The sequence below is a fragment of the Cognatitamlana onchidii genome, from assembly GCF_004804355.1.
Classification (GTDB): domain Bacteria; phylum Bacteroidota; class Bacteroidia; order Flavobacteriales; family Flavobacteriaceae; genus Cognatitamlana; species Cognatitamlana onchidii.
Window position 1 is genome coordinate 117,373 of the sequence record NZ_SRWZ01000006.1, and the last position, 25,810, is coordinate 143,182.

Sequence of the window (25,810 nt, forward strand, 5' to 3'; positions counted from 1 at the left end):
TTTAGCCTACTCCTAACTTTTATTTAATGCTGAAAATACAAACTTCATCTCTGTTGCAATCTGTTTGCTACGTTCTAAATAAGTGTCGTTTTGTTGCGGGGTCCCGTCAGATTTTTTAGGATCCTCATACGTAACTGCAATACGCTTATCGCACCCTAAAACCATCGGGCATGCTTCATCGGCCGATGAACAAGTCATAATAGCCGCAAACTCTGAAGCAGGATTAAACGCATGCCCAAACTCTTTTGAAAAAGCTATTACGGCGGGTGCATTCTCGGAAAACTTAATCGCATAAACCGGATTTTCCGCTTCTGAAAGTTTTAAGATTTGAAACCCTTGATTGGACAAGGTTTCCCCAACTTTTGGAAACATGGCGGTGGCTTCAGTTCCTCCAGAATAACAATTAACTTGTTTTACTCCATAATAAGCAGCCATCGTTTGAGCCCATATTTGAGACAAATGACTTCTTCTAGAATTATGTGTGCAAATAAAATTCAATGAAATTGGTGCATTGTCCTTTTCCTTTTCTATGATATAATCAATAAGTGGCTGAAGCACTTTCTTCCTTTCTTCAGGCACATGCTGCGTATTTAACGCGCTAATTTCGTTTGTAATCTGTTCAAACATTTTTTAAAATTGTATTAGCAACATCCACTACCTGGTGTGCAACATGATGCTTCATTCTTAGCTTGTTCTTCTTCTGTAACTCCACAAAGTTCTTTGGCTTTACAATCCGTTTTTTCAATTGCTAATTTAACAATCAAATGACTTCCCTGTATATTGTAATCGTCTACAAACATTTGTGCCGTATGGAAGTTGCTATTACTATATTCCAGCTTTAATTCTGCATCTAGCACGTACGGTTTCATGGCTCCCACTTTTTTAAGAATTGATAGGGCTTTAAAAACAGTCATGTATTCGGTTTTACCAATTTCTTTAGGACTCTCCCACAGTTGTACAATAGTTTCCTTCCATGAATCTGCTTGCGAACCGCAATCAATCGCATCGACAACAACATGTTTTACTTCGGTAATATGATAATTAGCCCCAACCAATAAACCTGGAGCATATTCGAACAGTAAAGATTTCTCCTTATTTCCTTCTAAAAGATTAAAAAAATCGAGTGTTTTCATAATATATCTTTTTTATAGTTATGCTTTATTAAAACATCTAACAACAGTTAGATTTAGTCTTATTAAAAAAAGTATTTAATTCGTTTTGAAGTTCGGTCCAACGTTCTACATTAATACAATAACACATACTTTTACCTTCAACTTCACCTTTAAGTAATCCTATACTTTTTAGCTCCTTTAAATGTTGCGAAATAGTAGCCTGAGCTAATCCAATCTCATCAACTAAATCATTACATATACAGGCATTTTGCTTACTTATATATTGTAATATAGCCACACGTGCTGGATGCCCTAACACTTTAAAAAACTGGGCTAAATCATTTTGCCTTTCTGTAAATATTTGTGATTTGGTAATCCCCATGTTTTAAATTTATATATTGCAATATTACGATAATAAAATGAAAACTAAAAACTATATTTGATATATTAACTAAAAAATCAAACTATTTATGAATTGGTATTTAAAAGTTTTAAAGCAATATGCAGACTTTACAGGACGCGCAAGACGTAAAGAATATTGGATGTTTATCTTATTTAATTTACTCTTTGCCATAGCCGCTCTGCTTCTCGACAACCTATTTGGACTAACTTTTGGAGATATTCCATATGGGCCTATTTATGCGCTATATGGATTAGCTTTGTTTATTCCAGGTCTCGCAGTTGCCGTACGCCGTCTGCATGATATTGGCAAAAGTGGTTGGTGGCTGTTAATTAGTTTAATTCCCCTAATAGGCGGAATTTGGCTGTTCGTGCTAATGGTTACTAATAGTGAATCTGGATCTAATAAATGGGGGCCGAACCCAAAAACAAATGCCGAAGAAATTGACCAGATAGGTACTGAATAACTAATAACTTTTCGTTGTATAAAAGCCTAGATGTAACTACTATATCTAGGCTTTTATATTAATCTACAGATGTATTTAAAACCAAGGTTTTTTACCAGCCTGATAGGTGTTGTAAAAATCTGCATCCGATCTTGTAAGGTAAATAATGCCTTCTATAAAACCAATAATACTAGCAAAACCACAGGTTAAAATTGTGGCTATTAACAAAATAAACCCTTCCTTGTTATAACCTAAAACAAATTTATGAATCCCTAGGCCACCAAATAGAATACCTAATATTCCTGCAATAACTTTTTTATTATCTGTAGAACCAAAGGTTTCCTTGGCACTTTCAGCAAACTCAGATGCCGTTTCTTTTGCTTCTTCTGCAAAGTCCTTAGCTTTTTCGTTTAAATCGTCTTTTAAATTCTTGTCATCAGACATAATATAATTTGTTTTTGATTAATCCTTAAATTTAATAAAAATAGTGTTTCCATGTGTTACCTTACTAACATCATTAAACCACCTAAGGCTGTAATCACCAAAATAAAACGTCTGTAATTCACATTAGACATAAACTTGAGCACATAAACCCCAAGATAAAACCCCAAAACCACTATAGGAATTAAAACTACATTGAGTACTAAACTCTCTTTGGTTACGGTGTTCCAAACGAAAATATGGAAAGGTAATTTGAAAAGGTTAATAATAAAAAACAACCAGGCTGCCGTACCAATAAATTCATTTTTCGGAAAGCGCATAGCCAAGAAATAAATGTTTGAAATGGGGCCAGCCAAATTGCCAATCATGGTTGAAAACCCTGTTAAAAACCCCGTAGATGTAGAAAATAGTTTACCCGAAGGAATCGTTTTTGATTGTCGGCGTTCCGAATAAAACATGATAACTACAGAGACCAAAATAACCACCGCCATAAGTCGTTTAAATAGGGCCTCAGATATATCATTCCCTACCCAAACTCCAACCAAAACACCAACTACCATCCAAGGCAATAGTATTTTTATGTATTTCCATTGTGCATGCCTATTGTAATAGGTCACCGCCAATACATCAGCACAGATAAGCTGCGTTAACACAATACCCGTTGAAGCTTTTTCACCAAACACAAAAGCCATGATAATGACTATAATAATGCCTATACCCTTAAGTCCAGCTTTTGAAAGTCCTAACAACAACACCGCAAAACTTACAGCAATCCATTCTGAAACACTTAAATTGTAATGGGTTAGAATTTCTGAAATATACTCCAATGGTTTTTAATTCAATGAATGGCGAAGCTACAAAAAAGCGGTCTCAATGGGTTCCCAAAGCTCAATTTTATTGCCTTCATTATCCAAAATCCATCCAAATTTGCCATAATCATAGACCTCTATGTCTCCCACCACCGTTACGCCCTCTTCTTTTAAAACCTTTAGTAGTGCCTCTAAATCCTCAACCCGATAATTAAACATAAAGTCTTTTTTTGAAGGTTGAAAATATTTGGTATCCTCCTGAAATGGACTCCATTGCGTGGAGCATGAGTTCCCGTTAGCATCTTTCCACCAAAAGGTACACCCCCAATCATCAGTATTAAAACCTAGGTGTTTGTTATACCAATCTTTTGTGGCCTTTGGGTTTTTCGATTTAAAAAAGAGTCCTCCAAGACCCGTAACGCGCTTTTTCATTTCTTTCGGTTTTTAATAACACTTTCATAGGTTTCAACCCAGGATTCTACGGTTATTTTTTGACACAATTCGGCAATAAGCCTATATGGAATAGTTTCAATTTTTTTAAAGCGAACACAACTTTTCCCCATATCTAGCTTAAGCTTTGAATGCTTCGGATACTCTGCTACAAACCAATCATAAAGTTCAGGGATAGCATAAATACCGCTATGATAAAGGTTGATAGAGTTTTTTTGAGAGGCAAAGTTCATAAATGGCAGGGGTTCTTTTGGGTTACAATGATACCCATCTGGATAGGTGGTATGCGGCACATAATACCCAATCATTCCGTATTGTATACCTTCTTCAAATCCTGGCGGTAAATTTTTAAGAATAACCGCTCTTAATTTTTTAATAGGTGCTTGCCTTTCTTGAGGTAGTTGGCTGATATAATCTTCTGGTGAACTGGCTTTATATTGCATAACCTTAGTGTTTGCACTAAAGTTAGCAAAATTTTGCTTTGATTTTATCTACTATGGTTTGCGCCAGTTTTGCCTTGCTTTCAACAGTCCAACCCGCGACATGTGGCGATAACAATACGTTTTCTGCGTTTATTAAATACTGAAACGCCTCGGGCAACTCTTTAGAAAATAAGGTCTCAAAAGACGCTTTTTCGTACTCTAAAACATCTAAACCTGCACCTAAAATTTTATCAGATTTAAGTGCTTCAACTAAATCTTGAGTAACCACACTCTTACCTCTTGCCGTATTGATTAACCAAAATGGCTTATGAAAGCTATTAATAAAATGGGTGTCAATCATTTTAAGGGTTAAAGGGGTTTGTGGGGTATGTAAACTTAATACATCTGCATGTTCTTGAAGCTCTTGTAAACTAACTTGTTTAGCATTAGCATCCCCAACCCCTTCTTTAATATCGTAACACAATACCTCAACATCGAAACCTCGAAGTTTTTTAGCAAAGGCTTTTCCCATATTACCATAACCAATAAGACCAACAGTTCTGCCATCTAACTCAATACCTCTATTAGCTTCTCGTAACCATTTTCCAGCTCGCACCTCTTCATCTGCTTTGTTTAATTTATTGAATAACGATAGTAGCATGCCTAAGGTATGTTCGCCTACCGCGTTTCTATTACCCTCTGGTGCCGATATAAGATAAATACCTTGCTCTTTAGCATAACCACAATTTATATTTTCCAAACCTGCTCCAACACGACCAATAAATTTTAGGTTTGTTGCCGCATCTAGAAATTGTTTATCTATGGTAAACCTGCTTCTTAGTACAATACCATCGTAATCCTTGATTTTGGCTTCAACCTCCTTTTTTGAAGATGTGTAATCTTCATGATTAATAAACCCTAACTCATTTAGCTGATTTATTAGTAAGTCATGATTAGTATCTAAATGAAGAATTTTCATATGCGATTAAATAAAGTAAAAAGGAATATTTTTCTGATATAAACTAGAATGTAATAATCAAATTCCTAAAATAAGTTTAGCAATCATAAAATAGATTAAAATACCAAAAATATCATTACTTGTAGTAATAAATGGGCCCGTAGCTATGGCTGGGTCTATGCCTCTTTTATCTAGAAATAAAGGCACAAAGGTTCCTATTAAACCAGCAACTATTATAACCGCAACTAAAGACACTGAAATGGCAAAAGCGGTGTTAATCTCTCCAATGGAAATCCACACAAATAGGAAGAGAAAAATGGCTAATATAGCACCGTTAAGTGCTGCTAAAAACATTTCTTTTAATAGCCGGCTGTTAATACTTCCTTTTACGTCGTCATTAGCCAAACCTTGAACAATAATAGCACTCGATTGTACACCTACATTTCCTGCCATAGCTGCAATGAGCGGAGTGAAAAAGAATAACACCGCATATTTTTGAAACGTATCTTGAAACCCTTCCATAATTAAAAAGGCTCCAATACCTCCAACTAAACCAAGAAATAACCAAGGCAAGCGCGCTCGTGTGAGTTCCAGAATACTATCATCTGAATCTACATCACCTGTAATACCGGCAGCCATTTGATAATCTTTGTCTGCTTCTTCTTTTAAAACATCTACAATATCATCAATAGTAATTCTACCTAAAAGCGTTTTATTTTCATCAACTACTGGAATAGCTTCCAAGTCATATTTCGCCATAATTTTGGCAACATCTTCCACATCTTCATCAACCCCAACATAATCAACATTGGATATATAGATGTCAGATATTTTCTGCTCATTTTTAGCGACGACCAAATCTTTTAATGACAACCGCCCTATGAGTTTTTCCTGCTTGTCCACTACATATACAGAATGCACTCTAGTTACCTCCTTGGCCTGTCCTCTAATTCTACGTAAACAACCTGCTACCGTCCATGTTTCATAAACTTTAACAAGTTCTTTGGCCATTAAACTTCCAGCGGTATTGTCTTCATAAGCTAAAAGTTCTTCAATCTCAGCCTTATGCTCCTCATCTTCAATTCTATTAATAACCTCCTGCTGGCGCTCCTCGGGTAACTCTGCTATAATATCTGCTGCATCATCTGTATCGAGTTCCTCTACCTCCTCGGCAATTTCTTTAGCGGTTAGGTTTTTAAGTACTTTTTCTCGATTGTCTTCATCGAGTTCTGTTAGAATATCGGAGGTTGTTTCAGAATCTAACAGCTTTATAATGTATACTGCTTGTTCTAGATTAAGCTCATCTAAAATCTCGGCAATATCGGCATAATGAAACGCCTTAAAAAGGCTCTGTAAATCTTTATCTTTTTGTTCTGAAACTAAAGATGTTACTTGCTCTAAAAGTTCGTCGGTAAGCTCAAATTGTATGTTTTCTGTTTCTTCTAACAAATAGCAAGGTTTAAAAAAATCTAAGTATTGGTTTCAATTAACTGTGTAAGTTTGATAAACTCTTGAACTGATAATTGTTCCGGACGCTTGCCAAATATACTATTTGCTTTTAAATTATCAGATAAATTAAATGTTTTTAAACTGTTACGTAATGTTTTTCGACGTTGTTGGAATGCTGTTTTTACTGTTTTGAAAAATAATTTTTCACTACATGGTAGGGTGTAATTATCTTTTCTTGTAAGCCTTAAAACACCAGAGTCTACTTTTGGGGGAGGATTAAAGACTCCTGGAGGAACCGTAAATAAATACTCCGCATCGTAAAACGCCTGTGTTAAAACCGATAATATGCCATAAACCTTACTCCCTTCTTTAGAACAAATACGCTGTGCTACTTCCTTTTGAAACATGCCTGAAAACTCAGGAATTTGATCCCTCATCTCTAGAGTTTTAAAAACTATTTGACTTGAAATGTTATAAGGGAAGTTACCAATAACAGCAAAAGGTTCCTGATTAAAAACTATGTTTAGATCATACTTTAAAAAATCCTGTTCTATTATTCTCGGTGCCAAACTAAGGTAATTGACCTGCAAATATGTTACAGATTCCGTATCAATTTCAATCACGTAGGTGGTCACATCTTTCTTAAGTAAATACTTGGTAAGCACTCCCATACCCGGACCAATTTCCAATACATTCTTATAACCTTTAAACATTAGCGTGTCTGCAATTTTTTCAGCCACGCTTTCATCTTTCAAAAAATGCTGTCCTAAATGTTTTTTTGCTTTTACTTGATGTTGGTTGTAATTATTTGCCACGAACAAAGGGAATTAAGGTTTTTAAACCGCTAAATTTTAATGCAAAACTAAACTATTTAAAGTTTACCGTATATTCATCAATAATTTGCAGCTCTGTTCTAAAGGCCAACATTTTATCTGCAAACTTTTTTAAACCTTCATTTCTTAAATTATCGGCATCTTCTTTATAATAAGCATCTAGGGCTTCTCTAGAATAAGTTCGATATTGAATGGAATAGGTAACACCTCCCATATCTTCTTCAACCAAAACTCTTGTTAATGTAGCCTTTTCAAACTTCCCAGTTCCCAATACTTGAGGAATATGTTCTTTTATCCAATTAAGCCATTCATCATGAATAGATTCGTCAATATTAACAGTTACATTGTATATATACATCCTTATAATTTTTTTAAATAACAGAAGTTCCTTTTCATCTTCAAACTAGTTAGACGCTTTTCGTTAATAATTACCAATTTTTAATTTACCAACAACTTATTCTCAAAAAATTCAACAAACGATTTATATTTTGTTTCAGATCCAGGATAGTTTAAATCGGCTTCAATATTTAATTCGTCCATTTTTTCTTTTAATGCTATTCCAAAATCTACATGATGCATAATCCAGCCTCTAACCTTACTTGGGGTATTAGGCGCCTTAGCATTTGGAGACATATAGTACTTCATAAAAACAGGAGGGTCATCTACCGAAATTAATGAAAGCGCCGATAAATTATGAGCCATCTTATCGGCTTCTTCAAGTGTTTTAGCACCATACATTGCCATACGATTACGATCTATTGTTGCAGAATCTCCGAATATTTTTGCTACATAATCTGTACCCTTTTCATCCTTCAAATGTCTATCGACTAGTTCTTTCCAAAACTTAAGATTCATAGTTGTTTGCCCTATTATTGGTGCGATACAAGTAACCCTTGTTGATTCCCTTTCAATTGGGTCGTTACTATTTGTATTGGCCATATCGTCACTAAAGGCTAACCACATACAAATTTGTGCACCAGCCGAACCTCCAAATAAACCTATTCTATTTTTATCAATTTTCCATGATTTAGCCTTTGAACGTATAAACTGTAGCGCATGCTTTGCATCCATATGCGCAGCTGGCAGTGGCGCATTTGATAATAACCGATAATTTATTGATGCAACAGAAATTCCTGCCTCTAACAATTGTGATAGGTCATTGGCCTTAATTTTTTGTTTGCTCCCTATTTTAAACCCTCCGCCATGTATATAAATTACAATAGGGGTTATTTTGGTAGAATCTGCAAACCAAATATCCAAAACGTTTCGTTCATGATCTCCATATCTCACATTTTTAAAATCAGGTGCTGGCTTACTATTTTGAGCGTGAACAAAATTTAATGTAAAAAACAAGAATACGAATATCTTGATTGGTTTCATTGGTCTCATTTTAAAGGTTAAATCTAACTACTATCAACAAAGCGTAAATTGCACTTGGAGCTCTTAATTAATAGCATCGCCACGCAACTTTCTGAATCTTTTCCGGGCTTCTATAAAATAGATGCTATCTGCATGATTAAATACAATTTTCTCGTAGACGGCTTTTGCTTTTTCAGGCATATTCAAATACTTTTCGTAAATAATCCCCAAATGAAAGTAGGCATCATCAATTAAAACACCATCTCTGTAGTTTTCAATAATGGCTTCATAATTTACTAAGGCTTGATCGTATTGAGATTTTAGTTCGAATAGTTGCGCCTGCTTATAAAGTGTTTGGGCTATGATAGGTTCTGTTTTATGCGCCTCTAGAATTTTACTTAAAATCGCAATGGCTTCGTCATTCCTGTTTTGATAAGATAATAAATCTGCTTTAGCGTATAATTTTAGAGCCGTTTGAAGCGAATCTTCATATTTGTTATCAGAAATTAACAATTTCAAATCAAGGGCATCGTTAGCAATAAGCTGAGATGTTGAAGCTTTTAAAATTTTTAGTTGAGACTCTGCCCACTTAAAATCTCCCTTATAGTAGCTTGCTTTGGCCACTTTAAACCGAGCTTCCTGAGAAATCGTACTATTTTTTAAATTACGTTGAATTTGAGTGTAGTATATAAGCGCTTTATTAAACGCCTCCTTTAACACCAAAACATCCCCTAGCTCAAGTTTAACTTGGGCTTTTTCTAATCGGCTTAAAGGTGCTTCCATCAAATTCTCCAAAAAAGAAATGGCTTCATCGGTCTCATTCATATAAAAGGCCAAAAAATGAGCATATGATAATTGCAATTCTAGAGTTTCTGGGGTTGTTCCAAAAGTATTAAGTAATTCTAAATATTGCGTTTTTATAGAGCCATAGTCATTTTCGTCGCTTGATGCTATATTTAGTTGCAGTAAACTGAAATGAGCCTTTAGCTTGGTTTCGGCATCTTGAGCCGTTTCAATAACATAACCATAAATTTCTTTAGCTATATTGGGAGCTTCCTCATTAGCAGCAATGGAGGCCAATTCTAAAACCCTATCTAAGTTACCTTGTTCTCTATTAAAAATAGCCTTCTCTTGAATAAATGCTTTTTTAAAATCTTTTTGCTGGATAAACAACCAACTTAAAGTAGCATTCCAAAGTGTATTTGGTTCTTCTTGCAGTCGTTTAAGTAGGTTCTTTCTTAATAGAACGTTGTTTTCGCTGTAAGCATCTTCACTTATAAAATCGTTTATAGCGCGTTTTACGTCTTTTAGGGCAGCGGGGTTAAATTCGGCATAATTTAAGTAGCTATTAAACATCTTATCAATATTACCTTGCTCGCCATAAATTTGTGCTAACTGTACATTAAAATTAAAATCAGGTTTTAAAACCATGGCCTTCTCATAGGCCAAAGCAGCCTCTTCTAACAAGGAATGATTTTGAAAACTTCGAGCCACTGTAAATACATTAGTAACTTTATCATCGATACTTACCAGTCCTTTTTGATAATTTAGTTGAGCTTGTTCTTTATTATTTTTTAACTCAAAATTGTAACCAAGTTCAACATAAAATGCTGGATAATTAATGCGTTTAATAAGCTTTAAAATAAAAATTTCGGCCTCTTCATACTGCTCTAATTGCTGATACGTACTTATTATTTGATTTATATACGTGATATTAGATGGGGCTCTGGCATAGAGTTTCTTATATTCAACTAAGGCCTTTTCGTATTTCCCATTTTTAAAATATTCTTTAGCAATAATATCGCCCTGAGCAATTGTAACAGAACAAACCAGAAAAAATAATATGAACACGACTCTCATACGGTAAATATAACAAATGTAGTAAGTTGAAAATGTAAATATTATGATAAAAAATGCCCGAATAAAATTCGGGCACAAACCAACCAAAAATAGATTTTTTATTAACTACTGTTAATTAAATACTCGATTGGGGACAGTCTTTAAACTCTTGATAAACGAGAACGACTATATCAAAAAATTCATATTGCATCAAGAATTCACTTTTGAATGGAATCCCTATTTACTCACTATAGCGGTGGTATTCTCTTCGGATTTAATTAATTCAAAATCTGAAGACAATACTTTACTAGCAACAAAAATGAGCGTAATTAAAAGCAGAAGGCGTTTAAAATTCTTCATGGTTAGTAGATTTAATAGATTTGGTTAGGCTAACTTGAAAATTAAAATCCAAATCACCAAAAGAATCTACAAAAAATCGTTAATTAGCATGTGTTTTTTGCATTTTATCGATTTTAATAACAAAATACTACATAAAAAGAAAGAATAAGACTACTTGTTTTAGTTAATTATACTGAACCCAGTATATGGACGCAAAATCTCTGGAATAACGATACCTTCTTCTGTTTGATAGTTTTCCAAAATACCTGCCAGTACTCTCGGTAAGGCCAAAGAACTTCCGTTTAAAGTATGGGCTAATTCATTCTTACCATCACTATTTTTGAATCTCAATTTTAGACGATTCGCTTGGAAGGTTTCAAAATTCGAAACAGAAGATATTTCCAACCATCTATCTTGCGCTGTTGAGAACACTTCAAAATCGTAGGTTAAGGCCGAAGTGAATCCTAAATCGCCCCCACACAATCTTAAAATTCTATATGGTAGTTTTAATTCTTCTAAAATCGTTTTTACATGTGCTACCATACCATCTAAGGCATCATAAGATTTTGATGGATGCTCTACTCGTAAAATTTCTACTTTATCGAATTGGTGCAACCTGTTTAAACCTCGCACATGAGCACCATAACTCCCTGCTTCTCTCCTAAAACATGGGGTATAGCCAGTAATTCCAATAGGCAATTCACTTTCATTTAAAACTACATCTCTAAAAATATTGGTCCCTGGTACCTCTGCTGTTGGAATTAAATACAAATTATCTTCTCCAACATGGTACATTTGCCCTTCTTTATCTGGAAGCTGGCCCGTACCAAAACCGGAGGCCTCATTTACCAAATGTGGTAACTGAAATTCTGTATATCCTGCTGCTGTATTTTTGTCCAAAAAATAAGCTATTAAAGCCCGTTGTAACCTAGCACCTTTACCCTTATAAACAGGAAAACCAGCTCCAGTGATTTTATTCCCTAATTCGAAATCAATAATATCATATTTCTTGGCTAATTCCCAATGGGGTTGCGCACCATCGTATAACACAGGAATATCTCCAGCTCTAAAAACCTCTTCATTATCCGCGTCCGTATTTCCGGCCGGTACGAGCTCGTTTGGTACATTTGGTATTTTATACAGTAGAGCGTTTAAGGCTTCTGCCTTTGCATTTAATAATTCGGACAATTCCTTTGAGCTGCTCTTTAACTGTGCTGTCTTTGCCTTGAGTTCATTTGCCTTATCAACCTCACCAGACTTGTACAAATTTCCAATTTCTTTAGATAAGGTATTAGATTCTGCCAAAGTGTTATCTAACTCCGCCTGAAGACGTCTTCTATCTTCATCAAAAGTAATAACCTCCTCAATCATTTGCACAGCATTGATGTTACGCTTAGCTAAGCGTTCTACAATCAATTCCTTGTTCTCTCTAATAAAGGCAACTTGTAACATGTCTTGAAAAATTTAAGCGACAAATTTAATGAATTACATAGATAATTAATCTTGTTTTGAAGGTAAAATCCATAAGGCATGCTTAAATATATCCCATTCCTGATTTGCTATATCAACATTAGGATCTATAAACTGTTTGAAAGGCTTTCCATTAACACTTACTTTACTATCTACATAAACGCCAACGTTCAACCCTTCCTTACTATATTTCTCTTTCAGCCATTTAGCAAACTGCCAAATAACATCTGGCTTCGTGCTTGCCGAGCGCTGTTGTTTTTTAGTTAAATAAAAATCAGGATCAACCAACCACCGCTTACCATTTTCCTGATTTTCTATCCAATATGAAATGCGTCCTGACTTGGTTCTAAGCATCATACGCCATGATAAACGATGGCCTTCTTCTGTCCATAAAACATCGTCATCAATAAAATGATGCCTCACGGGCAATACTATTTGTACAACAAAATAAACAGCAAACAGAGCCAACAAAGGTGTCCTTAATTTAGGAACTATCACCTCATTAGCCTTGTACAAAGTTTTCTTCTTTAAAAAGTATTTTTGAATGACCTCTGAAGGAAAAAAGAACAAAGTAAAGGCTAGAGACAAATACGGAAAAATGCCTATTTGAAATACAATGGAGTTAAAAAGATGAAAGCCTATAGATACCACAAAGGCATATTTCCTTGTTGGTTTAAATAGGAGTAAAGGCACTACCAAACCATCAAAAATAATACCTCCATAGGCAAGGGCATAATGTGTCCATTTTTGCTGTAAAAGTTCACCCACTATGTAATAATCCTTCTTACCTCTCATTAAATTTTCAATAACCGTAGTGTCCAACCAATCTGGGTACAACTTTGCTATTGAAGCATAGGTATAAACAATAAAGAGTTGAAGAACAATGACCCATTTACACCAAGCTGGCATAGATAAACTCTTAATTTCTGGGCGCCTAAACACATCTATAGAAGCATATTTGTGTGCTGGCATAGCGACCATAACTCCACTTAATATCATTAACAGATAATAGTGATTATTATAGGACGACTTTTGCATTAAATATGTTGCAGACCACATTAAAGTGAAACAAATCATACTCAGCCTATACCTGTACCCGAGCATAACGCATAACCCAAAAATGCCCATAATAGCATAGTAATAATACATACCATTCCCAAGCAAGGGTTGTAGCCACTCGAAACCAATAAAATTGAACGTGAAATGAGGCTCCACTAGGGTGTGCTTTACCCAACCTGTAAAAATAGCTCCTACCGATTCTAAAAAACAAAGTAATCCGAAAATAATTCTAAAAACAATTAGACCAGAATTATCAATATGCTTAAATAGGTGTTTATTAAGCATGGTGCTTGGCAATATACTTCAAGGCAGTTTCCTTATCTCTGGCGAGTTGAAGTTTTAAAGCTTCAACAGAGTCAAACTTTCTTTCATCACGAATACGGTGCCATAAATTTATTTGAATGGACGCTCCGTAAATGTCTTTTTCAAAATTGAAAAAATGAACTTCAATAGTCTGCTCACTGCCATTAACGGTAGGGTTCACACCAATATTCATCATACCATAAACCGTGGTATCATCTATTCTGGAAGAGACTATATAAACGCCTTGCTTGGGTATAATTTTGTAATCTTCTTCAATCTTAATATTAGCTGTTGGAAATTGCCATTGCTTGCCTAATCCTTTGCCTTTAATAACTTGGCCAGATAACATGAACTGGTAACCAAGATAGGCATTAGCTTTATCTATCTCTCCTTCATTAATGGCCGTTCTAATTTTAGTAGAACTCACCGATACATCATCGATATCTTGAGCTGAAATCTCCTCCACCTCAAAGCCATAGGTTTCACCAAACTGTTTCAGATCATTGATATCGGCATTCCTGTTTCTTCCAAATCTATGGTCATAACCAATAATCACTTTTTTAGCGTTTATTTTATCTACTAGAATGTCTTTTACAAAGTCTTCTGCAGAGAGTCTAGAAAACTCTTGCGTAAACTTTTTAATTAATAAATAATCTAATCCAAGGGCGTCCAAAATATCATGACGTTCTTTAATAGTATTTATGAGTTTAATATTAGAATCCTTTTGCAATACCATTCTGGGATGCGGAAAAAAGGTAAGTATTACAGATTTTAAACCCTCTAGCTTTCCGGTATTTATAAGTCTCTTTATAATTTTTTGATGACCTATATGCACGCCATCAAAAGTACCAATAGTAACCACAGTAGGTTTGCTGGATTTATAAGTTTCTATATTTTTTACTTTCCGCATTTGGTGCAACAAATAATTAAAATGACCTAAAGCCTTAGAATTATTATCTTTGACAATAAAATTCGCCTCAAGATTTGTTATGAAAGCAAAACTACATTATGTTTTAACAACCACAATGCTTTTCTTTGCATTTTCAAGTTTTGCTCAAAAAAGTTACTTTACAAAAGTAAACCATGATGCCTCTTTCCAAAAAACTACAATAAATAAAGACCAAACTAATTCTGAATCTATCTACCAAATAGATTTCAAAGGTCTAACCACAATTCTATCTCAAGTTGTTGCAAAACCTAACAAATCACAAGTGCAGGAATGTATCATAGGTTTTCCTAACTTACACGGAGAACTGGAACGCTTCAAGGTAGTAGAATCGTCTGTACTACATCCAGATTTACAATCTAAATACCCCGAAATTAAATCGTATGTAGCATCTGGTATAGACACGCCAACAGCTTATATGCGATTTAGTTTATCGCCATATACTGGGCTTTCTGGAATTGCAGTAAAAAACCACCAAACCATTGTATACCAAGCCTTAAAAAACTCCCCCAATCAGGTTTTGGTTTCACAAAAGTCCAATTTGTTGCAAAATAAATTGTTTAACTGTTTGAATTTGGACAAAAACCTCAAGCAAGCTTTAAAAGTAAACACCTTAAAAGATGCCGATGATAGCAAAAAACGAACTTATAGAATTGCTATTTCCACAACCGGTGAATACGCGCAGGCTAATGGAGGCACATTAGCGTCTGTAAACGCTGCTATAAATGCGACATTAACCAATATCAATGCGGTATATGAAAATGACTTAAATGTATCGCTACAGCTTATTGCCACAAATAACAATGTGATTTACTTAAATCCTTCAACCGATCCTTATACGGGCTTAGGAAATTATAATAGCCAATTGGCTAACACCTTAGACACCCAGATACTCGAAGCTAATTATGATGTTGGACATTTGTTAGCAGGAATTGATGATGCCGCTGGCAATGGCACTGGTGATGCTGGATGTATTGGTTGTGTTTGTAATAACGGAGGCTCTTACCCTAATAGAAACCATAAAGGTTCTGGATATTCCACGAGTTCAAACCCTTTTGGAATTAATTTTGATATTGATTTTGTTGCTCATGAAATTGGGCATCAATTTGGTGCAACCCATACTTGGACTCATGATGGCAATGAAGGCAATAATTCGCAAATGGAACCTGGAGGAGGGTCGACTATTATGGGTTACGCGGGTATAACCGGTTCTACTAATCTACAATTACATAGCGACCTATATTTCCATGCTATATCTATTCAACAAATAACCAATTTTATTAAAGGGACCTCCTGTGCTATGATAACAGATACAGGTAATACGACTCCAACCGCCAATGCTGGAAACGACCTAGTTTTACCTGTGGGTACTGCCTTTAAGTTAATTGGTTCAGGGACTGATGCCGATGGCGACAATCTTACTTTTTGCTGGGAGCAAATGAATGAAGACAATGCTTCTACTGTTTACCCAAACCCAGAATCCACAAATTCTAATTCCGTGCTATTTCGGTCATTTCCTCCAAAACCAGAAAATACAAGACACTTCCCGAATATTTCCGATTTAAGGTTTGGCGTTAATGCCACCCAATGGGAAAAAGTTCCTAACGTAAATAGAACTGCGGACTTCAGACTAACTGTAAGAGACAATAAACCTGGTGGAGGCAATAATACCCACGATAATATGCGTGTAACATTTAACTCAAATTTTGGACCTTTTGAAGTTACATCTCAGAATTCCCAGGGTATTATCTGGGAAAGTGGTAAAACCGAAACTATTACCTGGGCGGTAAATAATACGAATAACTTATCTGGAGCATCGAACGTAAACATTCTACTTTCTACAGATGGCGGTCTTAGCTACACCACCACATTGGCTACCAATATTCCTAATAATGGCGTATATACGTTTACTGTTCCTAATTCTCCAGCACCTTATTGCAGAATTATGATTGAGCCTACTGATAATTACTTTTATGCTATAAACTCACAGGATTTTGCAATCGATTATCAAGTTACCACCAATTGTACGCGCTATAGCTCCGCGGATAATTTAGGCATATCCATAACAGATAATGGCAAAGCATTTACAGAATCGCATTCTATTAACATTGGGCCTAATTCAAATATAAGCGATGTTAATATTGGCGTTAATATTTCTCATTCCTACAATGGCGATTTAGAAATTGGCGTTGTAAACCCGAGCAATACGCAAGTATTACTAAAATACCATGAAGATTGCGGTGAAGAAACCAATATTGTCTGTATTTATGATGATGATGCCATTCCTTACAATTGTCTGGAAGCCGCTAACAATAAATCCTTTAGGTCTTCGAACGACTTATTAGCGCTTTTTAACAATCAAAACGCTTCAGGAAACTGGACCATTCAATTAGGAGATTTTGAATCTGGAGATGTAGGTACTTTAAATTCGTGGTTTGTTGAAATATGCGAAACTGCAGAAACCCCATTAAGCGTTGTGGATCCCCCAACAGAAAGTAACGAATTTAAATTGTTTCCAAATCCGAATAAAGGCACATTTACTTTACAACTCTTTAATCCTTCTGGTAATCCTATTTTGATAGATGTTTTTGATATTCGCGGACGTTTGGTTTATAAAGATGTTTATCAAAATATTACCAACTTCGACAAACAAATTGTCTTAAATCCAATTCAATCTGGATTATATGTTATGCAGGTTTCGTATGGCGCTGAAAAGGTTATAAAAAAAATAGTTGTTAAGTAGGCCTTATTTAGCACGTCTTTACTATTTGCCATTAAAGCTATTCATAGTATTATTTATACCTGCTAGGGCAAAGGATTTTATTAGTTCAGCAGATGTTTTTAATCGCTCTTCGAGTCTTTCCGACTCTTCACTAGTCCACTCACCTAAAACATAATCTACTTGTCTGCCTTTGCTAAAAGCATCGCTAATACCAAATCTAAAACGGTTGTATTTCGTGGTGTTCAGTTTATCTTGAATATCTTTTAAGCCATTATGCCCGCCATCGCTACCTTTGGTTTTTAGCCTGATACTTCCAAAAGGCAGATTTAGGTCGTCCGTAATAATTAGTAAGTTTTCTAATGGGACTTTCTCTTTTGTTAACCAATATAAAACGGCTTTACCGCTCAGGTTCATATAGGTATTAGGCTTCATAAAAATAAAGGTTCTGCCTTTTAGCTTATATGTGGTTACATCACCAAGTTTTTGAGTCTCAAACGTAAGACCTTCCTTCATAGCAAAATAATCTAATATTTTGAACCCAATATTATGCCTTGTATTTTCATATTTTTCACCAATATTCCCTAACCCGACTATTAAAAATTTTTTCATACCATCTATTTCCTCTAAGGGCTTGCGCTTATTCCTTGTAAAAAGATTTATAACATACCGCCACATAAAGGATTGTTTTTGTAAAAATAAAAAAGCATCCTGAAAACTACAGGATGCTTAAACTATTTAGTTAAGAATATAACCTATTCTTGAGCTTCGGCTGCTGCTTCAGCTGGTGCTTCTGCTCCTTCTTCTAACTCTTCATCTTCTTCTTCATCTTCTACGGCTGTTCTAGAAGTTCTTACTTGACATACTACAGTATTATCAGAATGTAAGAATGTATATCCTTCTGATGGTAAATCGCCAACAGCCACTTTATCACCAATTTTAAGAGGTGTAATATCAATCTCTATAAAATCTGGTAAATTAGCAGGAAGTGCTTTAATACGTAACTTTCTGTTATTTCTTCTTAATACACCACCATTTTTAACACCTCTTGAGTTTCCAACAAGGTTTACAGGAATATTTAAAGAAATTTCTTTGTCTTCAAATAATTGATAGAAATCTATGTGAAGAATTCTATCTGTAACCGGATGAAATTGAATGTCTTGAAGTACAGCATTTAAAGTTTCACCGTTATCAAGCTCAATCACAACTGTATGCGCATTAGGCGTGTATACAAGTTTTGAGAAAGCTAATTCTGGCGCAGAGAAATGTACTGGCTTATCTCCTCCGTATAATACGCAAGGAACCTGACCAGCATTACGTAAGGCTTTTGTTGCTTTTTTGCCTACGCTTTCTCTTTGAGATCCGTTGATTGTAATTGATTTCATTTTTGTTTATATAAATTTAATTAATGTTCTTTATTTGTTGTGATTACATCACAAATTTTGAGCTAATTGACTGGTTATTATGAACCTTTTCCATGACCTCGGCAAATAAATCTGCACAACTTAAAACTGTGATTTTATCGCTTAGTGGTTTTACAGGAATAGAATCTGTAACAATAAGTTCTTCTAATTTCGAGTTATTCAAATTATCATAAGCAGGTCCTGATAAAATTGGATGTGTACAAATAGCTCTAACACTAAGCGCACCGCGTTCCATCATTAAATCGGCCGCTTTGGTAAGTGTTCCAGCAGTATCAACCATATCATCTACCAAAACAACATTTTTACCAGTAACATCTCCAATAAGCTCCATGTGAGCAATTACATTAGCCTTAGCACGTTCTTTATAGCAAATTACGACATCACTTTGCAGCGCTTTGGAGTAAGCATATGCTCTTTTTGACCCTCCCATATCTGGTGAAGCCATTGTTAAATTATCTAGATTTAGGCTTTTTAAATACGGCAAGAAAATAGTAGATGCGAATAGATGATCTACAGGTTTCTCAAAAAAGCCCTGAATTTGATCTGCGTGCAAATCCATGGTGATAATGCGTGTGGCTCCTGCCGCTTCCAACATTTTTGCCACGAGTTTTGCAGCAATAGGCACACGGGGTTTATCTTTTCTGTCTTGTCTTGCCCAGCCAAAATATGGTAATACAGCTGTGACATGCCTTGCAGAAGCACGTTTTGCAGCATCAACCATTAAGAGCATTTCCATTAAATTCTCTGGCCCAGGATTGGTAGAACCAATAATAAAAATTCTAGTACCACGAATCGATTCCTCATACGATGGTTGAAACTCACCGTCGCTGTAGGTTGATGTTATTACATTACCTAATTCAGCGCCAAAGGCTTTAGCAATTTTTTCCCCAAGGACTTTACTTTGAGTACATGCAAAAATTTTAGCTTCTGTAATAACAATTGGCATAGGTAACTTGTTGTATTAGAGCGAAAAAACCGCGCTTTATTTTAACGAGGTGCAAATTTATACATTTATTTTAATCTAAAATGTATATTGACCACTATTTTTACTGGTAATATGGAAAAAATATATAAATTTGCAGGCACTTTTTGCTCAAGTGGCGGAATTGGTAGACGCGCTGGATTCAAAATCCAGTTCTTTCGAGAGTGTGGGTTCGATTCCCACCTTGAGTACAGATAAAAGCCCATAACAAAATAGTTGTGGGTTTTATTTTTTTAAAACGCCTTTTACAGTGTAAGTCCTAATGGGTTCAGACTTACCTTTAACTTTAACTAGAGGCATCGGTTCCAACACAAACCGATTATCTAACTCCACTTTTATTTTTTCGGTTATTAGAATATCTGTATTGTGCTCTCTAGTAAGAGCTTCAACACGTGCGGCCACATTTATTGGGTCTCCTACCACACCAAACTTGCTTAATTCGTAATTTCCCATTACACCCGCTAGTACCTTACCTTTATGAATTCCAATACCAAATGCTAACTCCGGAAACGACTTTTCCTTTAACTCCTTATTGTATTCTTCTAGAGCTAACCTCATATCTAACGCAGCCATAACCGCATCTTGAACCTGCCAAGGGTTATTTCTTAATGCTCCAAACAATGAAAGAATACCATCTCCTATTAACTCGGTTACTTGTCCATGATGTTGCGTTAAGACCTTACTCATACACCTAAAATAGCCATTCAGAATATTTACCATGTCACTTGGCTCAATTTCCTCGCACATTTTTGTAAACCCCTTAAGATCGGCAAACAAAACAGTAACAGGCCTCATGGTAGGTTTAAACGCCCTATCGGAATCTGTGAGTTGCTCTATAACTTCCTCTGGCGTAAATCTTCCAAAATGTATTTGAAGACGTTCTAGCTTTTCATTTGTATACGCTAGTAGCTTTTCTAATTTTTGATTACGTTTTCTTTGATTGAAGATTATAACACCTAAACAAAGCACTAAAAAACTCGCAAGTAATATATAAACTATCATATTTATTAACCTAAAAGCACCGCTAATCTAACCGTTGAATTGGCCAGGGATGCAACTCCGATAGCCTCAAGCATCATAGAATCTCCAACTTCCAGAGCCAGCTCCCTAACTCTAGATTGCATCGGACCATTTTGAAAATGTATGGTTTCTCTGGTCCACGAAAGTAATTTTTCTTCTTGCTCCGTTAAATGCGGAGAGGATAAGGTATTCAAAGCCGCGTTGAATTCAGTTTCCGAAAAACCACACTCTAATGCCATGGAATGTGTTTCTTCTTTACAAAACTCGCAGTCTAAACTATTGGCCACTACAGCAAACATAAGTATCTTTAATTTTCTAGACAGGCCATTAGAATTTAGTGCGCCTTCTAGTGCATCATTCATGACCCTTGCAGCCGGCAGCCCCAATAGTTTTTGCACTACCCCAGGAAAAGACTCGGGATCTCCTTCTAAAGGCCGGGTTTCTGTCCAACTCATTTTCCTAAGTTTCCATCCAATAATAGGTCTTAAAAGTTTTCCTAAAAAACTATTGGGGAGACGTTCTAAATCGTCCATTGGGGGGACTGCCAAAAAGGTAGATACTCTATTCACAAAACACTGGTTTACTATAAGGAAAGCCATTTCTGCCACCGCCAATTCAGAATACCCCAATCGAATAAGCTCATCTCGATCTTTTTTTGGTGGCTTTGGATTGGACCTCGACAAATTTCTACAAAACCTAATAAAAGCCCGTTCTTTTTCATCCATTTCTGCCATTTGAACGCTGCGCTCTATATTATTAATCATCTTTTGAGAATACCCCCAAAGTCGCATCCACGACCGTGCCACCCCATAGCAGTACCTACAAGCATTTTCCTGTGCAGCAACAAGCGTACAAATGTCGGCCAATTTTCTTGGGAATTCTTTCGCTTCATATCGGGGCCATTTCAGAATGGTTTTTCTTAGCCATTCACTATTAGAAGTTCGCATATGTATATCCATAACCCGACCAATATCGGCCTTAACTTCTGCTTCCCACTCAAGATCATGTACTATGGGTAAGGTTGGTTCGCTCCATTCAATATCATTAAGTAATTCAGCCATGACTAAGACATTTTATTTTGTATTGTAGTGTCACTAGATATTTACTCTAGATTTTATAAACTTAATACTTTTTTAATAGAATATAAATTGCGCTAAATCTACAAACAAAAGAAACCGCCTAAAGCGGAGTGCCTTAAACGGTTTCTAACTAAATAACCAACCAAAAATTTTTATTTAAACCCTTAAACTTTCTCGAGGGTTCTCTTGCTTTTCTTTTTTAAACTTACGTGTTTTCTCTTTAACTTGTTTTTTCCCATCAGCAGTTTTTAAATACTGTATGTATCCTCTTCCCTTGAACTTATACACAGTTTCAGAAACGGGATGAAACAACTTGATGGTTTTGTCATTTATAACGGTCAATTCGAAAAATTCATTGCCCATAAAATCATAATCTAATGTTAAAGTTTTTACGTAAAAATCGTCCACAACGTCTCCAACACCATATAATCCTGTATAATCCCAATAGATATACATTGGATTTATCCCTATATCATCTTTAGAGCTCCTAAAAGTAGAATCGTTTCCTCCTGCTAAAAACTGTAAATAGTTTTCCTTGTCAAACTCGTTAATAGCGCCAAACTCACTGGTGTAGGTTTTTTCCCAAGCCTCATACTCTTGTAAAAAATAATGAATGTTATCATAAAACACATAGTCATAATCAAAATTATCACGCTGATAGCCCTCTAAAAAATACGAGGTATCCAACTCTGGATTGTAAAGTTCTATTCGGCTATTATTAATTTGAAACACATCGAAGGTTACAAAACCATCGAGGTCATGATTCACATCTAGTATCATATCGTAAGCATCGTAATTGGCCACATCAATACCAAATCCGTCCCCAGTATCCCCAATACCAACAATATTGTTATTTGCATACAATACACCATTTAAAAAAGATACGGTAAAAGCCTTTTGCAAGAATGGAATCTCTCCATAACCTAAAGTAGCATTAATATCCACATACCATAATTCGTGCGACCCTAGCACCTGATTAATTGATATTGGCACGTCCTCAATTAGAGGTTCCACTACAATTGTTTCTTGATAACAGGAGGTAAACAACGTTATGCTTAGCGCAAAACCAAAAAGTAATTTTATAGTATTCATAGTACAAACATTTAGGGGTTCTATGTATGCTATCCAAAACGCGTGCCAAAAAAATGACTTCTCATATCTTGTTTGATAATTCATTGAATTTTTATGTACTTTTGGTATTAGGATTGATTTAGTTTTTATGGATAAACCTTTAAAATATGCTGTTTTTGGAGCTGGAAGCTGGGCTACAGCTATAGTAAAAATGCTCTCGGAAAATTTGGACGAAATTGGATGGTATATGCGAAGCGTTTACACCAAAGAACATCTATTAAGAGAACAGCACAACCCCAACTATTTAAGCTCTGTAGAGTTTCATTTAGAGCAGTTAATATTAAGTAATGATATTAATGAAATTGCAGAATATGCCGATGTGCTTATTTTTGTGGTACCTTCTGCTTTTATTCATACCGAACTTGAAAAACTCACTATAGATATTTCCAAAAAAACCATTGTGTCTGCAGTAAAAGGCATTGTTCCAGAATCTGGTTTACTCGTGGGCGAACATTTTAACGAACATTTTAATGTCCCTTTTGAACACATCGCTGTTATTGCGGGTCCTTGCCATGCCGAGGAAGTAGCCCTTGAAAGACTATCTTACCTCACTATTTCTTGTTGGGATTCGAAAATAGCTAAAGACATCGCTGAAAATTTATCTAGTGACTACATAAAAACCAAAATTAGTGATGATGTTATAGGCATCGAGTATGGTGTTATGCTAAAAAATATTTATGCTATTGCCGCCGGTATTGCACACGGATTAGGTTATGGCGATAATTTTCAAAGCATATTAATGAGTAATGCTATTCGAGAAATGAAACGCTACATAAAAAAAGTGCATAAAATGAAGCGTAATATTAATAACTCTGCCTATCTGGGGGACCTTTTAGTAACTGGTTATTCTGTGTTTTCAAGAAACCGTATGTTTGGTAATATGATTGGCAAAGGCTATACCGTGAAATCGGCTCAAATGGAAATGAATATGGTTGCTGAAGGTTACTATGCTACAAAAAGTGCCTATTTAATCAATCAAAAAAACTCCAAAAAAGCGCAGATTCCCATTATAAAAGCTGTTTACGCTGTGCTTTATGAAAATAAAAACCCTAAAAAAGTTTTTAAGCAATTAACCGAGAAGTTAGATTAACACTTACTTGACAACAACGCCTTTTACATCCATTAACGGCACGGACTGTAATGCCTTTAAGTTGATAGTGTTTTTTCTAAAAAGATACGTTTTGTCAAACATTTGGTTTCCCTCAAAAAAAGACACTTTAAACGTATTGTTTAAAGCAAACAAATCCTCTTGCATTAATTCTATTTTTGCATAGCTTTTCCTTGGAAGACTATCTAGTTTCTTTCTAAAAACAGACGTTGTCTTTTTCTCTGAATACCCACTAGTTACAATAAGTACCATATCCAGATCAATATCTTTATTGTTTATTATATAAGCATTCCAATCTTGAGTTTTATAAATAGCATTGTATTCGTTTACCACAGCAATATAAACGTCTTCAACTTTAGGAATATGGATGTCTTTTTTCATAGGCTATAAAGCCGATTTAAACTGCTCTAAGAAACGCACATCATTTTCACTGAGTAAACGAATATCTCCTATCTGGTGTAATAACATGGCAATACGATCTATACCAACACCAAAGGCAAAACCTGAATACTCAGAAGCATCAATTTTACAATTCTCAAGAACATTAGGATCTACCATACCACAACCACCAATTTCTAACCAACCTGTCCCCTTCGTAATCTTATAATCGGTTTCTGTTTCTAAGCCCCAATACACATCAATTTCGGCACTAGGCTCTGTAAAAGGAAAATATGACGGACGTAACCTAATCTTAGACTTTCCAAACATTTCTGTTGTAAAGTGCTGCAAGGTTTGCTTTAAATCTGCAAAACTTACATCTTTATCAATATAAAGCCCTTCTACTTGATGGAAAAAACAATGTGAACGTGCCGATATAGCTTCATTTCTATACACTCTACCGGGAGAAATAGTTCTAATAGGTGGTCTGTTATTTTCCATATAACGCACCTGCACAGAACTGGTATGGGTGCGCAATAAAATATCGGGATTCGTCTGAATAAAAAACGTATCCTGCATATCGCGAGCGGGGTGATATTCTGGTAGATTTAATGCTGTAAAGTTATGCCAGTCGTCTTCTATTTCTGGGCCCTCGCTTACATTAAAACCAATGCGCGAAAAGATATCTATAATTTGATTTTTAACAATTGAAATTGGATGACGTGCACCAATTTCTATAGGAGCTCCGGGACGTGATACATCTCCGTAAACCCCTTTAACTTCCTCTTTACTTTCCAGTTCATTTCTAAGAGCATTTACCTTGTCTTCAGCTGTTTTTTTTAGCTTATTTATGGTTTGGCCAAATTCCTTCTTTTGGTCGTTAGCCACGTTCTTAAACTCAGCAAAAAAGTCGTTTAGTATGCCTTTTTTTCCTAAGTACTTAATACGAAAGGCTTCAACCTCCTCTTTAGATTGCGCTTTAAAAGATTCTGCTTCGGTAATAAGTTCTTTTATCTTGTCTATCATAACGTCATTTCAAAAATGCATGCAAATTTACTATTTTTATGGGATTTGTACCAGAGGTTTAACGGCTTTCAACAATGAATTTTGAAATATGTGTTACCATAGAATAAAAGAGTACTACAACCACAAAACGTTATATCTAAAAATAAGCGTTAAAACTTTCAAATCCTTTAAAACACATCGAAAAAACCTCCTTTTTTTTAGACAAATTGAAATAGTTCGTTATTTTTAACATCAATTAAAACCAGAAAATTCTCTAGTATATTTAATATATCTCACACAAAATAAAATCTTAAAAGAAATCCAACTAAA

28 protein-coding genes and 1 tRNA gene are annotated in these 25,810 nt (G+C 35.3%); 4 read left to right on the forward strand and 25 right to left on the reverse strand.

All coding sequences use genetic code 11. The features are described 5' to 3' along the window. Nucleotides 1-12: 12 nt before the first annotated feature. From E5D58_RS12055 to E5D58_RS12065, 3 genes are read right to left on the reverse strand one after another with little or no spacing between them, the layout of a single operon-like run. The gene (locus E5D58_RS12055; protein WP_136482124.1) at nucleotides 13-627 is read right to left on the reverse strand and encodes an arsenate-mycothiol transferase ArsC; all 615 of its coding nucleotides are present in this window, start codon (nucleotides 625-627) and stop codon (nucleotides 13-15) included. Nucleotides 628-641: 14 nt separating this feature from the next. Further along, nucleotides 642-1,133 carry a DUF6428 family protein gene (locus E5D58_RS12060; protein WP_136482125.1) on the reverse strand — a complete coding sequence of 164 codons (492 nt, stop codon included), beginning with the start codon at nucleotides 1,131-1,133 and terminating at the stop codon, nucleotides 642-644. A gap of 37 nt (nucleotides 1,134-1,170) precedes the next feature. After that, a complete protein-coding gene (locus E5D58_RS12065; protein ID WP_136482126.1) occupies nucleotides 1,171-1,494 on the reverse strand; it encodes an ArsR/SmtB family transcription factor in 324 nt (107 codons plus the stop codon). Nucleotides 1,495-1,582: 88 nt separating this feature from the next. Between E5D58_RS12065 and E5D58_RS12070 the strand changes: the two genes are divergently transcribed. After that, entirely contained in the window at nucleotides 1,583-1,978 is a 396-nt protein-coding gene (locus E5D58_RS12070) for a DUF805 domain-containing protein (RefSeq protein ID WP_136482127.1), read from the forward strand. A 75-nt stretch (nucleotides 1,979-2,053) separates the two neighbouring features. Here the strand turns inward: E5D58_RS12070 and E5D58_RS12075 are convergent, their stop codons facing one another. The 14 genes from E5D58_RS12075 to E5D58_RS12135 form a co-directional block, all read right to left on the reverse strand. After that, nucleotides 2,054-2,401, reverse strand: a complete 348-nt coding sequence (locus E5D58_RS12075) for a TM2 domain-containing protein (protein ID WP_136482128.1) — start codon at nucleotides 2,399-2,401, stop codon at nucleotides 2,054-2,056. Between the two features lie 56 nt (nucleotides 2,402-2,457). Continuing rightward, nucleotides 2,458-3,225: a sulfite exporter TauE/SafE family protein gene (locus tag E5D58_RS12080; RefSeq protein WP_136482129.1), complete on the reverse strand. Its 768-nt coding sequence runs from the start codon at nucleotides 3,223-3,225 to the stop codon at nucleotides 2,458-2,460. A 27-nt stretch (nucleotides 3,226-3,252) separates the two neighbouring features. Further along, nucleotides 3,253-3,639: a VOC family protein gene (locus tag E5D58_RS12085; protein WP_136482130.1), complete on the reverse strand. Its 387-nt coding sequence runs from the start codon at nucleotides 3,637-3,639 to the stop codon at nucleotides 3,253-3,255. Beyond that, nucleotides 3,636-4,100, reverse strand: a complete 465-nt coding sequence (locus E5D58_RS12090) for a DUF1801 domain-containing protein (protein ID WP_136482131.1) — start codon at nucleotides 4,098-4,100, stop codon at nucleotides 3,636-3,638. The genes E5D58_RS12085 and E5D58_RS12090 overlap by 4 nt, the downstream gene beginning before the upstream one ends. Nucleotides 4,101-4,122: 22 nt before the next feature. After that, nucleotides 4,123-5,058 (reverse strand): 2-hydroxyacid dehydrogenase, encoded by a 936-nt coding sequence (locus E5D58_RS12095; protein WP_136482132.1) that lies wholly within the window; start codon nucleotides 5,056-5,058, stop codon nucleotides 4,123-4,125. Between the two features lie 57 nt (nucleotides 5,059-5,115). After that, a complete protein-coding gene (gene mgtE / locus E5D58_RS12100) occupies nucleotides 5,116-6,486 on the reverse strand; it encodes a magnesium transporter (protein ID WP_235835911.1) in 1,371 nt (456 codons plus the stop codon). Nucleotides 6,487-6,506: 20 nt separating this feature from the next. After that, nucleotides 6,507-7,301, reverse strand: coding sequence for a 16S rRNA (adenine(1518)-N(6)/adenine(1519)-N(6))-dimethyltransferase RsmA (rsmA, locus tag E5D58_RS12105; RefSeq protein WP_136482133.1), 795 nt, complete (start codon nucleotides 7,299-7,301; stop codon nucleotides 6,507-6,509). Nucleotides 7,302-7,353: 52 nt separating this feature from the next. Beyond that, entirely contained in the window at nucleotides 7,354-7,677 is a 324-nt protein-coding gene (locus E5D58_RS12110) for a DUF4286 family protein (protein ID WP_136482134.1), read from the reverse strand. An 80-nt stretch (nucleotides 7,678-7,757) separates the two neighbouring features. Next, nucleotides 7,758-8,699 carry an alpha/beta hydrolase gene (locus tag E5D58_RS12115; RefSeq protein WP_168796683.1) on the reverse strand — a complete coding sequence of 314 codons (942 nt, stop codon included), beginning with the start codon at nucleotides 8,697-8,699 and terminating at the stop codon, nucleotides 7,758-7,760. Nucleotides 8,700-8,762: 63 nt separating this feature from the next. Next, nucleotides 8,763-10,538 (reverse strand): tetratricopeptide repeat protein, encoded by a 1,776-nt coding sequence (locus E5D58_RS12120; RefSeq protein ID WP_136482136.1) that lies wholly within the window; start codon nucleotides 10,536-10,538, stop codon nucleotides 8,763-8,765. Between the two features lie 216 nt (nucleotides 10,539-10,754). Next, nucleotides 10,755-10,877: a hypothetical protein gene (locus tag E5D58_RS15170; RefSeq protein ID WP_262710728.1), complete on the reverse strand. Its 123-nt coding sequence runs from the start codon at nucleotides 10,875-10,877 to the stop codon at nucleotides 10,755-10,757. A 159-nt stretch (nucleotides 10,878-11,036) separates the two neighbouring features. Then, nucleotides 11,037-12,308, reverse strand: coding sequence for a serine--tRNA ligase (gene serS, locus E5D58_RS12125; RefSeq protein WP_136482137.1), 1,272 nt, complete (start codon nucleotides 12,306-12,308; stop codon nucleotides 11,037-11,039). A gap of 45 nt (nucleotides 12,309-12,353) precedes the next feature. After that, nucleotides 12,354-13,670 (reverse strand): HTTM domain-containing protein, encoded by a 1,317-nt coding sequence (locus E5D58_RS12130; RefSeq protein ID WP_136482138.1) that lies wholly within the window; start codon nucleotides 13,668-13,670, stop codon nucleotides 12,354-12,356. Continuing rightward, nucleotides 13,663-14,598 carry a bifunctional riboflavin kinase/FAD synthetase gene (locus E5D58_RS12135; protein ID WP_136482139.1) on the reverse strand — a complete coding sequence of 312 codons (936 nt, stop codon included), beginning with the start codon at nucleotides 14,596-14,598 and terminating at the stop codon, nucleotides 13,663-13,665. The genes E5D58_RS12130 and E5D58_RS12135 overlap by 8 nt, the downstream gene beginning before the upstream one ends. Before the next feature lie 79 nt (nucleotides 14,599-14,677). Here E5D58_RS12135 and E5D58_RS12140 point away from each other — a divergent pair, with 79 nt between their 5' ends. Continuing rightward, nucleotides 14,678-17,377: a zinc-dependent metalloprotease gene (locus tag E5D58_RS12140; RefSeq protein ID WP_136482140.1), complete on the forward strand. Its 2,700-nt coding sequence runs from the start codon at nucleotides 14,678-14,680 to the stop codon at nucleotides 17,375-17,377. Nucleotides 17,378-17,398: 21 nt separating this feature from the next. On the opposite strand, the gene pth is transcribed toward E5D58_RS12140, so the two are convergent. The 3 genes from pth to E5D58_RS12155 all read right to left on the reverse strand — a co-directional run bounded on the left by pth (nucleotide 17,399) and on the right by E5D58_RS12155 (nucleotide 19,723). Continuing rightward, nucleotides 17,399-17,965 (reverse strand): aminoacyl-tRNA hydrolase, encoded by a 567-nt coding sequence (gene pth / locus E5D58_RS12145; protein WP_235835912.1) that lies wholly within the window; start codon nucleotides 17,963-17,965, stop codon nucleotides 17,399-17,401. A gap of 143 nt (nucleotides 17,966-18,108) precedes the next feature. Continuing rightward, nucleotides 18,109-18,738, reverse strand: a complete 630-nt coding sequence (locus tag E5D58_RS12150; RefSeq protein ID WP_136482142.1) for a 50S ribosomal protein L25/general stress protein Ctc — start codon at nucleotides 18,736-18,738, stop codon at nucleotides 18,109-18,111. A 43-nt stretch (nucleotides 18,739-18,781) separates the two neighbouring features. Then, the gene (locus tag E5D58_RS12155) at nucleotides 18,782-19,723 is read right to left on the reverse strand and encodes a ribose-phosphate pyrophosphokinase (protein ID WP_136482143.1); all 942 of its coding nucleotides are present in this window, start codon (nucleotides 19,721-19,723) and stop codon (nucleotides 18,782-18,784) included. 145 nt (nucleotides 19,724-19,868) lie between these two features. On the opposite strand from E5D58_RS12155, the gene E5D58_RS12160 reads away from it, so the two are divergent. After that, a tRNA-Leu gene (locus E5D58_RS12160) sits at nucleotides 19,869-19,950 on the forward strand. 34 nt (nucleotides 19,951-19,984) lie between these two features. Here the strand turns inward: E5D58_RS12160 and E5D58_RS12165 are convergent. The 3 genes from E5D58_RS12165 to E5D58_RS12175 form a co-directional block, all read right to left on the reverse strand. Further along, nucleotides 19,985-20,761, reverse strand: coding sequence for an adenylate/guanylate cyclase domain-containing protein (locus E5D58_RS12165; RefSeq protein WP_136482144.1), 777 nt, complete (start codon nucleotides 20,759-20,761; stop codon nucleotides 19,985-19,987). Between the two features lie 5 nt (nucleotides 20,762-20,766). Continuing rightward, nucleotides 20,767-21,840, reverse strand: a complete 1,074-nt coding sequence (locus tag E5D58_RS12170; protein WP_136482145.1) for a carboxymuconolactone decarboxylase family protein — start codon at nucleotides 21,838-21,840, stop codon at nucleotides 20,767-20,769. A 174-nt stretch (nucleotides 21,841-22,014) separates the two neighbouring features. Then, a complete protein-coding gene (locus E5D58_RS12175; RefSeq protein WP_136482146.1) occupies nucleotides 22,015-22,950 on the reverse strand; it encodes a nicotinic acid mononucleotide adenyltransferase in 936 nt (311 codons plus the stop codon). Nucleotides 22,951-23,077: 127 nt separating this feature from the next. Between E5D58_RS12175 and E5D58_RS12180 the strand changes: the two genes are divergently transcribed. Then, a complete protein-coding gene (locus E5D58_RS12180) occupies nucleotides 23,078-24,079 on the forward strand; it encodes an NAD(P)H-dependent glycerol-3-phosphate dehydrogenase (RefSeq protein ID WP_136482147.1) in 1,002 nt (333 codons plus the stop codon). Nucleotides 24,080-24,082: 3 nt separating this feature from the next. Here E5D58_RS12180 and E5D58_RS12185 read toward each other — a convergent pair whose 3' ends face one another. Together E5D58_RS12185 and pheS are read right to left on the reverse strand one after the other, a co-directional pair. Next, entirely contained in the window at nucleotides 24,083-24,478 is a 396-nt protein-coding gene (locus tag E5D58_RS12185; protein WP_136482148.1) for a hypothetical protein, read from the reverse strand. 3 nt (nucleotides 24,479-24,481) lie between these two features. Next, nucleotides 24,482-25,501 (reverse strand): phenylalanine--tRNA ligase subunit alpha, encoded by a 1,020-nt coding sequence (gene pheS / locus E5D58_RS12190; protein WP_136482149.1) that lies wholly within the window; start codon nucleotides 25,499-25,501, stop codon nucleotides 24,482-24,484. Nucleotides 25,502-25,810 lie beyond the last annotated feature (309 nt).